The 14,438-nt window shown below is 68.2% G+C and carries 11 protein-coding genes and 2 pseudogenes; 5 read left to right on the forward strand and 8 right to left on the reverse strand.

All coding sequences use genetic code 11. The features are described from left to right. The first annotated feature begins 32 nt into the window (after positions 1-32). Genes otsB through otsA form a run of 3 tightly spaced genes read left to right on the forward strand, consistent with a single transcriptional unit; the run spans position 33 to position 4,041 of the window. Positions 33-854: a trehalose-phosphatase gene (gene otsB / locus FG99_RS23965; RefSeq protein WP_051879180.1), complete on the forward strand. Its 822-nt coding sequence runs from the start codon at positions 33-35 to the stop codon at positions 852-854. Then, positions 851-2,644, forward strand: a complete 1,794-nt coding sequence (locus FG99_RS23970; protein WP_043272632.1) for a glycoside hydrolase family 15 protein — start codon at positions 851-853, stop codon at positions 2,642-2,644. The genes otsB and FG99_RS23970 overlap by 4 nt, the downstream gene beginning before the upstream one ends. Beyond that, a complete protein-coding gene (gene otsA, locus FG99_RS23975; RefSeq protein WP_009620325.1) occupies positions 2,629-4,041 on the forward strand; it encodes an alpha,alpha-trehalose-phosphate synthase (UDP-forming) in 1,413 nt (470 codons plus the stop codon). Before FG99_RS23970 ends, otsA begins: the two co-directional genes overlap by 16 nt. Positions 4,042-4,380: 339 nt before the next feature. Here otsA and iadA read toward each other — a convergent pair whose 3' ends face one another. The 6 genes and pseudogenes from iadA to FG99_RS24005 form a co-directional block, all read right to left on the reverse strand. After that, positions 4,381-5,586, reverse strand: a complete 1,206-nt coding sequence (gene iadA / locus FG99_RS23980) for a beta-aspartyl-peptidase (RefSeq protein ID WP_043272633.1) — start codon at positions 5,584-5,586, stop codon at positions 4,381-4,383. Next, positions 5,583-6,287 (reverse strand): creatininase family protein, encoded by a 705-nt coding sequence (locus tag FG99_RS23985; RefSeq protein ID WP_043272634.1) that lies wholly within the window; start codon positions 6,285-6,287, stop codon positions 5,583-5,585. The genes iadA and FG99_RS23985 overlap by 4 nt, the downstream gene beginning before the upstream one ends. Continuing rightward, positions 6,269-7,795, reverse strand: coding sequence for a sodium:solute symporter family protein (locus FG99_RS23990; protein WP_043272635.1), 1,527 nt, complete (start codon positions 7,793-7,795; stop codon positions 6,269-6,271). The genes FG99_RS23985 and FG99_RS23990 overlap by 19 nt, the downstream gene beginning before the upstream one ends. Next, positions 7,788-8,051 (reverse strand): hypothetical protein, encoded by a 264-nt coding sequence (locus tag FG99_RS23995; RefSeq protein WP_009620334.1) that lies wholly within the window; start codon positions 8,049-8,051, stop codon positions 7,788-7,790. The genes FG99_RS23990 and FG99_RS23995 overlap by 8 nt, the downstream gene beginning before the upstream one ends. A gap of 76 nt (positions 8,052-8,127) precedes the next feature. After that, on the reverse strand, positions 8,128-9,003 hold the full coding sequence (locus FG99_RS24000) for a MurR/RpiR family transcriptional regulator (RefSeq protein ID WP_081884717.1): 876 nt from the start codon (positions 9,001-9,003) through the stop codon (positions 8,128-8,130). A gap of 188 nt (positions 9,004-9,191) precedes the next feature. Further along, positions 9,192-10,008: pseudogene (locus FG99_RS24005) on the reverse strand (XRE family transcriptional regulator). A gap of 181 nt (positions 10,009-10,189) precedes the next feature. Here FG99_RS24005 and FG99_RS24010 point away from each other — a divergent pair. Next, a pseudogene (locus FG99_RS24010) lies at positions 10,190-11,636 on the forward strand (alanine/glycine:cation symporter family protein). Between the two features lie 60 nt (positions 11,637-11,696). Further along, a complete protein-coding gene (locus FG99_RS24015) occupies positions 11,697-12,689 on the forward strand; it encodes an asparaginase (RefSeq protein ID WP_043272636.1) in 993 nt (330 codons plus the stop codon). A 546-nt stretch (positions 12,690-13,235) separates the two neighbouring features. Here the strand turns inward: FG99_RS24015 and FG99_RS24020 are convergent. After that, positions 13,236-13,526: a LasR-specific antiactivator QslA gene (locus tag FG99_RS24020; RefSeq protein ID WP_051879185.1), complete on the reverse strand. Its 291-nt coding sequence runs from the start codon at positions 13,524-13,526 to the stop codon at positions 13,236-13,238. Positions 13,527-13,903: 377 nt separating this feature from the next. Beyond that, on the reverse strand, positions 13,904-14,371 hold the full coding sequence (locus FG99_RS24025) for a GNAT family N-acetyltransferase (RefSeq protein WP_043272637.1): 468 nt from the start codon (positions 14,369-14,371) through the stop codon (positions 13,904-13,906). Between the last annotated feature and the right edge of the window lie 67 nt (positions 14,372-14,438).

Here is a 14,438-nt window from a genome sequence, read left to right on the forward strand (position 1 = left end):
TCGCGGGCGGCCCGAAACGTGGAGATCGGCCCATGTCCCGCCCGATCGATTCAGGTCTGGCCGACGCGGCCATTGCTGCTTGCGGTGATGCCTCGGCCAGGGCCCTGCTCGATGACTGGTTGAGCGAGCGCGACGCACGTTGCGCGCTCTTTCTCGATGTCGACGGTACCCTCCTGGATATCGTCGAAACCCCCGACGCGGTGCGCGTTCCCGACGACCTGCGCGCCGCCCTGCAAAGCCTGCACCGCCAACTGGACGGTGCCCTGGCGCTGGTCAGCGGACGCCCGCTGGCGCAGCTCGACGACCTGTTCGCTCCCCTGCGCCTGCCGGCCAGCGGTGGCCACGGCGCGCAGTGGCGCCTGGCCGGCGGGCAACCCCTGCAACAGTTGCCGGCGGCCCATCTTAGCGCGCCGCAGCGCGACCAGCTGCTGGCCCTGGCCCGGCGCCACCCCGGCGTGCTGGCTGAGGACAAGGGCAGCAGCCTGGCTCTGCATTACCGCGCCGCGCCCGAGGCCGGCCCGGCCCTGGAGGCGGCCCTGGAGCGCCTGCTGCGCGGCCCCGAGGGCGCCGGGCTGCGGCTGCTGCCGGGGAAGATGGTGTTCGAGGTGCTGGCCCATGCCAGCGACAAGGCCCAGGCCATCCGCCGCTTCCTCGGCGAGCCGCCCTTCGCCGGGCGCCGGCCGCTGTTCATCGGCGACGATCATACCGACGAGCCGGCCCTGGCGCTGATGCCGCAACTGCACGGCCTGGGCCTTTCGGTCGGGCGCCTGGCGCCCGGCGCGCGGGCCGCCTTCGACCACCCGCGCGCGGTGCGCGAAACACTCATACAGGCCACGAGGAGAACACAGGCATGAGCAAGCACAACGGCGCGCTGGACCTGGGGCTGATCGGCAACTGCCGCGTCGCCGCCCTGGTGAACCGGCAGGCGCGCCTGGTGTGGTGGTGCTACCCGAACTTCGACGGCGACCCGGCCTTCTCCCGGCTGCTGGCCGGCGACGAGGAGAAGGGCTTCTGCGACGTGCTGCTCGACGGCATGGTCAGCAGCCACTCGGAATACCAGCCCAACACCGCGATCATCCGTACCACCCTCACCGACGCCGCGGGCAACGCCGTGCGCATCACCGACTTCGCCCCGCGCTTCCTGCAGTACGGCCGCTACTTCCGTCCGGCACAGCTGTGCCGGCTGGTGGAGCCGGTGCAGGGGCTGCCGCGGGTGACCCTGCGCATGCGCCCGACGCACCACTACGGCAAGCCGTGCGAGGCGGTGGCCGGCTCCAGCCACATCCGCTACCTGGGCGGCGACCAGGCGCTGCGCCTGACCACCGATGCGCCGCTGTCCTACGTCATGCAGGAAACGCCTTTCGCCCTCAAGCACCCGGTGAGCCTGGTGATGGGCGTCGACGAGCCGCTGGACGAATCCCCCGAGCAGGTGGTGCGCAGCTTCCTCGAACGCACACGCGCCGGCTGGTACGAGTGGGTGCGCTCGCTGGCGATCCCCTTCGAATGGCAGGACGTGGTGATCCGCGCGGCCATCACCCTGAAGCTGTGCAGCTTCGAGGAGACCGGGGCGATCATCGCCGCGGTGACCACCTCGGTGCCCGAGGCGCCGGGCACCCAGCGCAACTGGGACTACCGCTACTGCTGGCTGCGCGACGCCTACTTCGTGGTGCTGGCGCTGAACCGCCTGGGCGCCACCAAGACCATGGAACGCTACGTCGACTTCATCACCACGGTGGCGGTGGAGGGCGCCGAGCTGCGCCCGCTGTACGGCGTGGTCCCGGCCATGGACCTGACCGAGCGCATCGAGCCGGACCTGGCCGGCTTCCTCGGCCACGCCCCGGTGCGCGTCGGCAACCAGGCGGTGGAGCAGGTGCAGCACGACGTGTTCGGCTCGGTGGTGCTGGCGGTGCTGCAGAGCTTCGTCGACCAGCGCCTGCCGCACCCCGGCGACGAAGGCATGCTGCGCCTGCTGGAAAGCCTGGCCGAGCGCGCCGCGCGCAACGCCTTCGTGCCCGACGCGGGCATCTGGGAATACCGCGGCCGGCAGCGCGTGCACACCCATTCGGCGATGCTCTGCTGGGCCGCCTGCGACCGCGTGGCGCGCATCGCCGCGCGCCTGGGCCACGGCGAGTCGGCGGCGCGCTGGCGCAAGGAGGCCACGCGCATCCGCGAGGGCATCCTGCGCGAGGCCTGGAGCGAGCGGCGGCAGTCCTTCACCGGCAGCTTCGGCGTCGACGACCTCGACGCCAGCGTGCTGCTGATGCACGAGCTGGGGCTGATCGAGGCCGACGACCCGCGCTTCGTCGCCACCGTCGACTGCATCGGCCGCGAACTGAACGTCAACGGCCACCTGCTGCGCTACGCCGCCGCCGACGACTTCGGGGTGCCGGAGACCGCCTTCCTGGTGGTCAAGTTCTGGTACCTGGACGCGCTGGCCGCCATCGGCCGCCGCGACCAGGCCCGCGAGCTATACGCCGAGCTGCTGGCCGCGCGCAACAGCTTCGGCCTGCTGTCCGAGGACCTGCATCCGCACACTGGCGAGATGTGGGGCAACATTCCGCAGACCTACTCCATGGCCGGCTTGATCAACACCGCCATGCGTCTGTCCATGAGCTGGGAGGAGGGCCTATGTCGCGGCTTGTAGTGATTTCCAACCGGGTGGGCATGCCCGATGCCGAGGGCCGGCCCGCGCCGGGCGGCCTGGCCGTGGCGGTGGCGGCCACCCTGCGCGAGCGCGAGGGGCTGTGGTTCGGCTGGAGCGGCCAGGTGGCGGAGGTGCCGGCCGAGCCGACCACCCTGCAGAACGACAACATCACCTACATGGTCACCGACCTGCCGCCGCAGGACTTCCAGGAGTACTACAACGGTTTCGCCAACCGCGTGCTCTGGCCGATCCTGCACTACCGGGTGGACCTGGCCGAGTTCACCGAGGCCGACTTCGGCGGCTACCTGCGCGTCAACGAATTCTTCGCCGAGCGCCTGAGCCCGCTGCTGCAGCCGGACGACGTGCTCTGGGTCCACGACTACCACCTGATCCCCCTGGCCGTGGCGCTGCGCGAGCGCGGCCACCGCAACCGTATCGGCTTCTTCCTGCACATCCCCATGCCGCCGCCGGACCTGCTCACCGCGCTGCCGCACCACGAGGAGCTGGTGCGCGCGCTCACCGAGTACAACCTGATCGGCTTCCAGACCGAGAACGACGCCGACAACTTCGCCCGCTACCTGACCCGCGTGGTGGGCGCGGCCACCCCCGATTCGCGGCGCTTCAGCCTGGGCCACCAGCACTTCCGCGTCGGCGTGTTCCCGGTGGGGGTGGACGTCGAGGGCTTCCGCCGCCTGGCCGAGGAGGCCGAACACGGCCCGCTGGCCGCCAAGCTGGAGGAGAGCCTGGTGGGCCGGGCGCTGATGGTCGGGGTGGACCGCCTGGACTACTCCAAGGGCATCACCAACCGCCTGGACGCCTACGAGCGCTTCCTGGAGAAATACCCCGAGCGGCAAGGCAAGGTGACCTGCCTGCAGATCGCCCCCGGCAGCCGCCAGGAAATCCCCGAGTACGCCGAGATCGACGCCGCGGTGAGCGCCCGCGTGGGGCACATCAACGGCCGTTTCGCCGCGGTGTCCTGGGTGCCGCTGCGCTTCGTCAGCCGCAACCTGGGCCGCGAGGACATCGCCCTGGTCATGCGCCGCGCGCGCATCGGCCTGGTCACGCCGCTGCGCGACGGCATGAACCTGGTGGCCAAGGAATTCGTCGCAGCGCAGGACCCGGCCGACCCCGGCGTGCTGATCCTCTCGCAGTTCGCCGGCGCCGCCGCCGAGCTGGGCGCCGCGCTCATCGTCAACCCCCACGACCGCGACGCCCTGGCCGATGCCATCGAGCGCGCCCTGGAAATGCCGCTGGAAGAACGCCAGGCGCGCCACCAGGAGATGTATTCGGTGCTGGAGGCCAACCACATCCGCTACTGGGGCCACGGCTTCATCGAGGCCCTGACGCGCCCGGGCGTGCCGCTGAACTGGCTGTCCAGCCGCGGGGCCAACCGCTGAGGGGGATGGTGCAGGTTGCACCGAGATGCTCTTCGTAGGAGCTACTGTCTTGCGCCGAGGTGCTCTTCGTAGGATGGGTTGAGCTTGCGAAACCCATGCGGTTGCGGTGATGGGTATCGCTTCGCTCAACACCATCCTACGAAAAGCCGTGCTTCCTGGAACGTAGGAGCGAGCTTGCTCGCGAACGGGTGTTTACTAAGGTGCAAGCCGGCTAACGCGGAAACATCAGCGCACGCCGAACGGTCCCCTCTCCCTTCAGGGCGGGGCGCGCAGCCGAGGGTTAGGGAGAGGGGACGGGACCAAGCCCAAACACCGTCATTCCCGGCCGACACCAAAAACTCACTCCCCCTCAAACGTCCCCCACAAGCAAGCCCTGCCACCGTTCACCACCTGCCGCCCCCGCGCAAAGGCCTGCACCAACTCCAACCGCTCATCCAGCAACAGGACGTCTGCCTCCAACCCCACCGCCAGGCGCCCCTTGCGCCCCTGGAGGCGCAACAGGTCGGCCACGTTGCTGGTAAACGGCCGTAGCGCCTGCTCCAGCGGCAGCTGCTCGCGCAAAACCAGATCACGCAACTCGTTCATCAGGCTCTTGCACCCCGCCAGGGCCAGCCCCGTCAGCCGGCCGTCGCTATCGAACACCGGCTGGCTGCCGTTGGCGTCCGAGCTGATGGTCAGCCGCTGCAGCGCGACGCCCGCGCTCAGCGCCTGGATCACCGCGCGGCTGGACTTCAGCGCCTGCCGGGCGCCCAGTTCGGGGTTGATGCCGCTGGTGAGGTCGATGTTGCCGCCGTCCAGGGCGAAGCGGATCGCCGCCTCGTAGAGCGCCGCCGTGCGGTTGACGTGGGTCGGCAGCAGTTGGCCGATGGGGACGTCGCTGTGTTCGAGGATGCCGTACAGCGGCTCCAGCGCCCGGCGGCCGTTGCCCAGGTGGAACACGCTGATGCCCGCCTTGCCGCCCAGCAGGCCGCCGAGCCGGGCTTCGGCGGCGATGCGCGCCAGTTCGGCGATGCCCGGCGCGGACGAGCGATGGTCGGAGATGGCCGTCTTCACCCCGATGATGGGATCGATGAAGGCGATGTCGCGCTGGATGCTGCCGGTGATGGTGGGCGTCGGGACGCCGTAGGCGCCCGTCAGCATGAAGGCTGTGATGCCCTCGCTGTTCAGCGCGCGGGCCTTGGCCAGCAGCGATTCGGGGTGGCGGGTGATGGCGTCGGTGCCGAGCAGGCCGACCACGGTGGTGATGCCACCCTCCAGCAGGCTGGACAGGCGCACCTCCGGCGTGCGGCTGTGGGGTCCGGCTTCGCCGCCGCCGCCGATCAGGTGCAGGTGCTGGTCGATGAGGCCGGGGCAGAGCGTGAGGCCCCGCGCATCGACCTCCTGGCAGCCCGGCAGGTTGGGCGCTTCCAGGTGCTCGGCGATCGCCAGGATGCGTTCGCCGCCGATCAGCAGGTCGCGCCGGCCGAGCTTCTCGGGGGCGTAGAGTTCGCCGCCGCGCAGCAGCAGGAATGCCGGCGGCGCAGGGGCCGCGTTGGTCATCGTCATTCGGCCCAGCCGCCTTGCAGTTGTTCGCGGGTTTCCTCGACGCCGACCTGCCACAGCTCTTGCATCAGCGCGTCATCCTTGTGGTAGGCGCCGCCGTAGTTGCCGTCGCCGATGTAGGCGCGCACGGCCTGGGCGCCCAGTTGGCGCAGGCGGGCCAGGTCGACCATCGGCTTGCGTTCCTCGGGCGGGGTCTGGCCGGGGATGCGCGTCCAGGGGAAGTTCTCCATCCACGAGGCATGGGAGGCCAGCGCGTCTATCTCGCGGACCTTCGCCAGGGGGCGCGGCGTGCTCCACCAGTTGTGCAGCTTGACCCGCGCCTGCGGGTGCCGGCACAGCCACTGCTGGATTTCCGCCTGCACCGGGCAGTTGCCGCCATGGCCGTTGACCAGCAGGATGCGGCGGAAACCCTGCTGGTAGAGGCTGTCCAGCACGTCGACCAGCAGCGCGAAGTAGGTCGCCGGGCGCAGCGAGACGGTGCCGGGGAAGTCGCCGAAGTAGGGCGTCATGCCGTAGGGCAGGGCCGGGAACACCGGCAGCCCCAGGGGCTCGGCGGCCTCGATGGCCACCCGCTGGGCGAGGATCACGTCGGTCATCAGGCTGAGGTAGGCGTGCTGCTCGGTGCTGCCCAGGGGCAGCAGGACGCGGTCGTCCAACTGCACCTGGCGCTCCACCTGCATCCAGTTCATGTCGCCGATGAACATGGCTTGCTCCTGTCGTTGCGGGCGGTTGTGAAGTGCCGTTCCAGCACTTCGCGTTCGACGGCCGGGGTGGTCAGGCTGACGACCACGGCGACGGCCATGCCGAGCAGCCAGGCCGGCAGCAGCGGGTCGGTCCGCAAGGTCAGCCAGCCGTCCAGCCAGCCGGCCTTCAGCACGACGAAGCACAGCTCGCCGAGCAGCACGCCGGCCAGCGCGCCGGCGGCGGTGGCGCGCTTCCAGTACATGCCGAGGATCACGGCGATGACCCAGATGCCCAGGCCGCCGAAGGCGAAGCGCACGATCTCGAAGATGCTGGCGGGCTTGAGCACGCCGATGGCGATGCCGGCCAGGCCGATCAGCAGCGTGACCCAGTGCGACAGCCGGAGCACCCTGGCGTCGCTGGCCGCGGGGTTGATCAGCTTCTGGTAGAGGTCGCGGCTGATGCCGCCGGTGGCCACCACCATCAGCGCCGATACCGTCGACATGCCCGCCGAGACGATGCCGGCGATCATGACCGAGGCCAGGATCGGGTCCAGCGAGCGCTGCAGCAGCATCGGCACCACGAAGTCGGCGTCGCGGCCGACGAGGCCCGGCAGCGAGACGAAGGCGTTGACCCCAGCCCACTCGATCAGGGTGGCCGAGACCAGCATGCCCAGGGTGCCCAGCAGCACGCTCTTGAACAGCACGGCGTGGCTCTTCATGGCGTAGAACTTGGTGAACAACGTCGGCTGGCCGATGGTGAAGAAGCTCCACATCAGGATCATGGTGACGTAGACGCTCCAGCCGTACTCGCCCTTGCTGCCGGGGTGGGCGAGGTGGCCGGGGCTGTCCGCCGCCAGCTGCGCGTTGATGGCCTCCAGGCCGCCGCCGGCGCGGACGGAAATGACGAAGGTGACCACCGCGGTGAGCACCATCAGGCTGCCCTGCAACACGTCGGTGAGCATGGCGCCGCGCATGCCGCCGTACATGCAGTAGAGGATCACGATGCCACCGGTCACCACCACGCCGACCCACTCCGGGTAGCCGGTGAAGGTCTTGACGATGATGCCGGCGCCCACCAGTTGCGCGCCGGTCATGGCGACCAGGAACACCACCATGGCGATGGCGTGGATGGCGCGCATCGGCGAGGACTGGTAGCGGTCGGCCAGGTAGTCGCTCATGGTCAGGTAGTGGTTGCGCCGGCCCAGCTTCATCAACCGGCGGCCGACCAGCAGCGCGGGGATCAGCATGGAGAAGGCCACCCCGGGGATGGTGATGCTCATCCCGGCGAAACCGTTGCCGTAGGCGATGGCCGGCACGCCCATGAAGGTGCTCATGCTGTACTGGGTGGCGAAATAGGCGATGCCCGAGACGATGGCGCCGGCCTTGCCGCCCATCACCAGGAATTCCTTCATGTTGCGCGTCTGGCGCGCGGCGACGTAGCCGATGGCGGCGATGACCAGGAAATAGACGCCCATGGTCAGCAGGAAGGGGCCGGGCGTGGGCGTCAGCAGATGATCGATGTCAGACATGCGCGTCGGCTCCTTCCGGTTCCGCCTGGAAGCCGCGGTATTCCGGGCGCTTCAGGCATTGCACGGCGAACAGCGCGGTGAGTGCGATGACCACGCCGCCGTGGACGATCCAGCCGAAGAGAAACAGCGGCACGCCCCAGGGGCCGGCCACGTAGGTTTCGCTGTAGTACCAGGGCAGCGGCAGCATGATCAGCCCATACATGAACATGAAGACGAGGAACCAGCCCCGCTCGAATCGGTTTTCCCAGACGCCCATCGTTACTGCTCCTGAATGCGAAGTGTGGTGAGGGGCCCGGCGAACGCGGGGCCCCGCATGTGCGTGCAAGGGCGGGCTACGGAGGCTCGTCCAGGTAGAGGTAGGGCAGCAGCCGTTCGGTCTGGGCGCTGATGGCTTCGAGCGAATCCCCGGTGTGCTGGGCCAATGCCGCGCCCAGGGCCTCGATGAGCGCGACCATGCCGGCGTTGGAGGCGTACAGCAGCGGGTGATCCGCAACGGCATAGAGCGCGGTGTCGGCCAGCGCTGCGATGGGCGAGGCCGGGCCGTCGGTGAGGGCCAGCACCTTGCAGCCGCGCTGGCGGGCCAGGCCGAGCAGCTCGACGATGCCGCGGGAATAGCGGGGCAGGGCGATGCCGATCACCAGGTCGCCTTCGCGCAGTACGTTGATCCGCCGCAGGGCCGACTCGACGCCGCCCATGGCGGCGAGGTCCTTGACCCCGGCGCGGAAGGGCTCCAGGCAGTTGGCGGCGAAGGCCGCGTGGATGGCGCTGACGCCGAGGCCGGCGACGTACACCTGGCTGGCATTGGCGAGCAGCTCGACGGCGCGGCGCACCTGCTCGTCCTGCAGCAGCTCGTGGCTGCGGCGGATGTTGCCGGCGGCGCTGTCGAGGGATTCGCGCACGACGCCGGCGGCGCCGATGTCCCGCGCAAGGCCCAGGCGCAGTTTCTCCACCGGGGCGTAGGCGCTTTCGTAGAGCTTGCGCAGCGTGGCGCGGAAGGGCGGGTAGCCGTCGCAGCCGCAACGGTGGGCGAAGCGGTTGATGGTGGCGACCGAGACGCCGGCGGCCCTGGCCAGCTCGTCGATGTTCATGGTGGAGACCGCCAGCGCGTTGTTCAGCACGAAGTCGGCCAGCTTGCGGAAGGCCGGGGAATAACCCGGGCGGGCGCGGGCGATGGCGCCGAGCAGCAAATGGGAAGGTTCATCGGGCATGGCGGCGGGCCCCGCTGCGCTTGTGCCTGGAAAGCGCTACTGTCTGGAAATCGGTTTTTACTTTTCGTGTTGCCTGAAAATTAATTTACAGGCAGGCACTTATCGGCCTCGCTGAATAGTTGGGAGGGAATATTCCGAAGAACTTGTGCGACTGGATCAGGCCCGCGCCCGGAGCCTGATCGCGGCGGTCATTCGATCTCGAACAGGCCGTTGCGGATCGGCCCCACGCTCAGGCGCTCGCGCACGTCGTCGTCGATGCGCGGGTCGTCCGGGCGGTACAGCTTCACCTGGCGGTAGGCGTTGATCCGGTTGATCTCCGCGCCCAGGTATTCCCAGACCACCCGGGTGCACGCCGGGGTGCGCCGGTCGCCGCTGGAGACGCCGGTCTTCAGGCCGTTGAGGCGGGTGATGCGGCTCTTGAAGCTGGGGATGAGGATGGTCTGGCTCATCTCGTTGACGGTGAGCGATTCGTAGTCGATCAGGAACAGCCGGTCCTGCAGCTGGAAGGCCGCGCCCAGGTAGCGGCAGCGCACCCAGTCCTCGGCCTGCACGTCGGTGCTGCTGGAGCGTTCCTGGCGCTCCTGGCGCTCGAACAGGAAGTTGCCGTCCTCCTCCCACAGGTGCACCAGCGACAGCAGGATGCTGCCGGGTACCGACATGCAGTTGGAGTATTCGAAGTAGTAGCCGCAGTAGCGCGACAGGTTGCCGGCCTGCTCGCGCAGCGGTTCGAGCAGGCGCAGCAGCGGGTCGTTCGCCTGCGTGCCGGATTGGCTTGCGCGGGCGCCGATCAGGCGGGCGAACTGTTCCGGCGGCAGGCCCAGCTCGTAGTCCTCGACGCCGAAGAAATCGCCGATGCGCTTGAGGTTGAACGGGGTGGGGCGGCTCTGCCCGCTGAGGTACTTGTTGAACTGCGCGCGGTTGATCTGCAACTGGCGGCAGACCATCGGAGATGGAGCGGTAGTGGCTGCAGGCGAGCTTGAGGTTTTCGCCCAGGTGATCGGACATCGACGGTATTCCGGTGTGATGCGAGTGGCGCAAGCCTAGCATCAACTCGCGCCAGAACGTAACAAGATGCGAAATTGTCACGTCCCCTCGTCTTGGCCAACCTTGCCCGCCAGCGCCAGGCCCAACCCGCGCGCCTGGCGCCTCTCTTCCAACCGAAGAACAAGAATCGAGGTCACACCCCATGCTCGAAGCGCTCAACGACTTCCTTTCCGGGAAGGTTCTCATCGTGCTCATCGTCGGACTCGGCAGCTACTTCACCCTGCGCTCCCGGTTCGTCCAGTTCCGCCATTTCGGCCACATGTTCGGCGTGTTCAAGGAGTCCATCCGCGGCCAGGCCGGCCAGTTGAGTTCGTTCCAGGCGCTGATGCTGAGCCTTGCCGGGCGCGTGGGCGCGGGCAACATCGCCGGCGTTGGCATCGCCGTGACCCTCGGCGGCCCGGGCGCGGTGTTCTGGATGTGGGTGACCGCGCTGGTGGGCATGTCCAGCAGCTTCTTCGAGTGCACCCTGGCTCAGATCTACAAGCGCGCCGACGGCGACGGCCTGTACCGCGGCGGCCCGGCGTACTACATCCAGCACGGCCTGAAGCTCAAGGGCATGGCCGTGGTGTTCTCGGTGCTGCTGCTGGTGACCTACGGCTTCGCCTTCAACGGCCTGCAGTCCTATACCGTGACCCATTCGCTGCAGAACGCCTTCGGCTTCGCCCCGCAGCACACCGGCATCGCCCTGGCCGTGCTGCTGGCCATCGTCTTCATCGGCGGCATCAAGCGCATCGCCGCGGTGTCCGACCTGCTGGTGCCGGTCAAGACCCTGGCCTACATCGGCGTGACCCTGTACGTGATCGGCAGCCAGATCGAGCACGTGCCGACCATGCTGGAAACCATCTTCAAGAGCGCCTTCGGCCTCGATCCCGCGTTCGGCGGCCTGCTCGGCAGCGCCATCGTCATGGGCGTGAAGCGTGGCGTGTTCGCCAACGAAGCGGGCCTGGGCAGCGCGCCCAACGTCGCCGCCGTGGCCGCCGTGCGCCACCCGGCCGCGCAGGGCGTGGTACAGGCCTTCAGCGTGTTCCTCGACACCTTCGTCATCTGCACCTGCACCGCGCTGCTGATCCTGCTCTCGGGCTTCTACACCCCGGGCTTCGAAGGCGACGGCATCGTCCTCACGCAGAACTCCCTGGCCGCGGTGGTCGGTGACTGGGGCCGGCTGTTCGTCAGCGTCGCGCTGTCGCTGTTCGTCTTCACCTGCATCCTCTACAACTACTACCTGGGCGAGAACAGCCTGCAGTTCCTCAGCCGCAACCGCCTGGTGCTGATCGGCTACCGCGCCCTGGTGCTGGCGCTGATCGTCTGGGGCTCGGTACAGAACCTGTCCACCGTGTTCGCCTTCGCCGACATCACCATGACCTGCCTGGCCTTCGTCAACCTGCTGGCCCTGGCGCTGCTGTTCAAGGTTGGCCTGCGGGTGATGGGCGATTACGATGCACAGCGTCGCGCCGGCGTTCAGCAGCCGGTGTTCGACTCCGCCCAGTTCGCCGACCTCGACCTGGACCGCGAAGCCTGGCCGGCCAGCCAGCGCGCCGAGGCCGCCCGCGAAAGAACCCCCCGCCGGCCTGCCGCAGGCGCAGGGCTGACGGCCGCGCGGGCCGTCCCGGTGGTCGGCCCGCGCCACTACAAGAACGCAGGATCAGCCCATGCGCGCAGTCAAGAACCTCTTCGTCCTCTACACCGGCGGCACCATCGGCATGCTGCAGACCTCCGAAGGCCTGGCCCCGGCCAGCGGCTTCGAGGCGCGTATGCGCGAGTGGCTGGCCGGTAGTGGCCGGCAGCCGACCTTCGCCTGGGCCTTCCGGGAAATGCAGCCGCTGCTGGACAGCGCCAACATGCAGCAGGCGAACTGGCTGGCCATGCGCGACGCCATAGTCGACGCGGTGGAGCAGGGCGGCCATGACGGCGTGCTGGTGCTGCATGGCACCGATACCCTGGCCTATACCGCGGCGGCGCTGTCGTTTCTGCTGCTGGGGCTGGATGTGCCGGTGTTGCTGACCGGCTCCATGTTGCCCGCCGGTGCGCCGGGCAGCGATGCCTGGGCCAACCTTGGCGGCGCCCTGGACGTGCTGGAAGGTGGCCAGGCCAGTGGTGTGCAGCTCTACTTCGGCGGCGCGCTGCTGCACGGCGCGCGTGCCACCAAGCTGCATAGCGAAGCCTTCGACGCCTTTACCACGCTGCCGCGTCAGCGTGATGGCCAGCGTGCGGGGCAGGTGCCGCCGGCCCTGGATTACCGCCAGACGCGCCAGACGGTGAAGCTGGCTGTGCAGCCGTTGTTCCCCGGGCTGCAGGCTGAGCAGTTGGAGGCTGTGCTGAACAGCGGTGTGCAGGGGCTGCTGCTGGAGTGCTACGGCAGTGGTACCGGGCCTTCTGACAATGAAGCTTTGCTTGCTGCGCTGGGCGCGGCCCGTAAGCGTGGGGTGCTGCTGGCTGCCATCAGTCAGTGTCCGGCGGGTAGTGTGGTGTTCGATACCTACGCTGCGGGTAGTCGTCTACGCGACACTGGACTGGTGTCTGGTGGTGGTATGACCCGTGAGGCGGCTTTGGGCAAGTTGTTTGCCCTGCTGGGCGCGGGGCTGGATGTGGAAGAGGCTGAGCGTTGGTTTGGCCTGGATCTGTGTGGGGAGCTGGCCGAATAGGTGCTTCCTGGGCCTGATGCCGTTTCTCTCCATGGGAGAAACGGCATTGTTCATAACGAACTCCCCAGCCACGAGGTCCGAACTAGGCGTCCCCCCCACGAGCGTACATCTCTGCAGCCCGCGGGGCTCTCGCGACATCCATGTCGCATGACCTCCTGAGTGCGGGTTTCGCTCGGCCTTCTGAAGGGGCGTTTCGGTGCGCTCGGGTATTTCTCTGGAAGTCCCAAAGCCAGAGCAAGAGCGAGCTTGCTCGCGAACTGGCCGGTGATATCTGCGCACCGGTTCAACGCCGCCCCTCTCCCTAACCCTCGGCTGCGCGCCCCGCCCTGAAGGGAGAGGGAATCGTTGGGCAGACGTTGGTGCTCTGGAGTCAGCCGGCTAGCACAGAGATTGTCGGCTAAAGCCAGGCCTCTTCTCTGTACGGACGGCCCCCTCTCCCGCTTGCGGGAGAGGGTTGGGGAGAGGGCGCTCTTGAGGCCAGCACCAAAAGTCCCCGGCAACTCCTGTTCGCGAGCAAGCTCGCTCCTACGAAAAGCGAAAAGCGCGTCACTCCGGCATTCGCCCCATCCGCTGTTGCAGGCGCGTCAGGAAGCCGATCTCGAAGGCCATCCGCCGCCAGTTGTCCATGTGCTCTATGCGCCCATGGACGAGGCGCGTCCACAGGTAGCCGTCGGCTTCGCCGGCCAGCCAGCTTTCGGCCAGGAGAATGCCTTGGTCGGCGGCTGGCTGCGTGGGAATCGGCCAGGTCAGCGTCAGGCCGGGCTGGCCGTCGGCGGCGGGGATTTCGACGGGATGGGTGTTGCTGGGGAGGACGATCAGGTTGTTGGAATTGGTCATGCTTGGCACTCCGGTGTGATGAGGAGAGCTGCCTCCAATGCTGTCAACCAATGGAGGCAGACCGCGCGGGGTTGACAGACCGGACACCGGAGCCGGCAGACCCGAGGGTCTCCCCGCGCGATCTGCCATGACGCTTGCGGAATTCTCCGCAGACACAGAGGGACCTGCAAAAGCGTTCGCTGCTTTCGCATGCACCTCAAGGCGCAATCGCGCCGGTGTTCAGGCTGTCAAACCCGGTCGCGGATGAGCCGCGACCGGCGCAGCTTAGGAACCGGCCGGTAGCGCAACAAGGGCAGAAACACGCTGCAGGAGAGTATCGGATATTTCCCGCAACGGGCACCGATGCGGAAGAAGGGAAGCAGTGTAGGAAGAAAGAACTACAGCGCCGGGCCCGCAACGACCTTGCGCATGAACACCCGCGCAAACCCGTTCTCCGTGGCCCGGTGCGTTTCGCGGTAGCCCAGCTTCGTGTAAAGGGCGATGTTCTCGGTCATCAACTGGTTGGTGTACAGCTCGATGGCCTGGAAGCCCTGAGCCCGCGCACGTTCCTCGCAGAACGCCAGCAACGCCTTGCCGATGCCCTGGCCCTTGAACGCCGGCGCCACCGCGATGTTCTCCAGCAGCAATGCCGGCCCCTGGGGGCGCAGCACCAGCACGCCGGCGACTTCGCCATCGCGGGTACACACGAACGCATCGGCCTCGGCGATCACCTGCCGGTAGTCGTCGAGCATGGGCGCGGGCTTGCGGCCCATGCGCGGGATATAGGGGCTGTAGGCCTCGTCCACCAGCCGGGCGATGGCGGGTGCGTCGTCGGGAAGGGCCTTGCGGATTTCTGCTGCGTCCATTGTCTGTGCCTGGTCATGGCTGGCGGATAGGGCACTCTAGCGGATTCGCCGTTCCCCGGCTTCCCGC

The sequence above is a fragment of the Pseudomonas sp. AAC genome (assembly GCF_000725445.1).
Lineage (GTDB): Bacteria > Pseudomonadota > Gammaproteobacteria > Pseudomonadales > Pseudomonadaceae > Pseudomonas > Pseudomonas citronellolis.

Excerpts from the sequence above, each read along its gene's own strand:
- otsB (WP_051879180.1), top strand. The coding sequence starts at position 33 with ATGTCCCGCCCGATCGATTCAGGTCTGGCCGACGCGGCCATTGCTGCT.
- FG99_RS23970 (WP_043272632.1), top strand. The coding sequence starts at position 851 with ATGAGCAAGCACAACGGCGCGCTGGACCTGGGGCTGATCGGCAACTGC.
- otsA (WP_009620325.1), top strand. The coding sequence starts at position 2,629 with ATGTCGCGGCTTGTAGTGATTTCCAACCGGGTGGGCATGCCCGATGCC.
- iadA (WP_043272633.1), bottom strand. The coding sequence starts at position 5,586 with ATGACGATGACCAACGCGGCCCCTGCGCCGCCGGCATTCCTGCTGCTG.
- FG99_RS23985 (WP_043272634.1), bottom strand. The coding sequence starts at position 6,287 with ATGTTCATCGGCGACATGAACTGGATGCAGGTGGAGCGCCAGGTGCAG.
- FG99_RS23990 (WP_043272635.1), bottom strand. The coding sequence starts at position 7,795 with ATGTCTGACATCGATCATCTGCTGACGCCCACGCCCGGCCCCTTCCTG.
- FG99_RS23995 (WP_009620334.1), bottom strand. The coding sequence starts at position 8,051 with ATGGGCGTCTGGGAAAACCGATTCGAGCGGGGCTGGTTCCTCGTCTTC.
- FG99_RS24000 (WP_081884717.1), bottom strand. The coding sequence starts at position 9,003 with ATGCCCGATGAACCTTCCCATTTGCTGCTCGGCGCCATCGCCCGCGCC.
- FG99_RS24015 (WP_043272636.1), top strand. The coding sequence starts at position 11,697 with ATGCGCGCAGTCAAGAACCTCTTCGTCCTCTACACCGGCGGCACCATC.
- FG99_RS24020 (WP_051879185.1), bottom strand. The coding sequence starts at position 13,526 with ATGACCAATTCCAACAACCTGATCGTCCTCCCCAGCAACACCCATCCC.
- FG99_RS24025 (WP_043272637.1), bottom strand. The coding sequence starts at position 14,371 with ATGGACGCAGCAGAAATCCGCAAGGCCCTTCCCGACGACGCACCCGCC.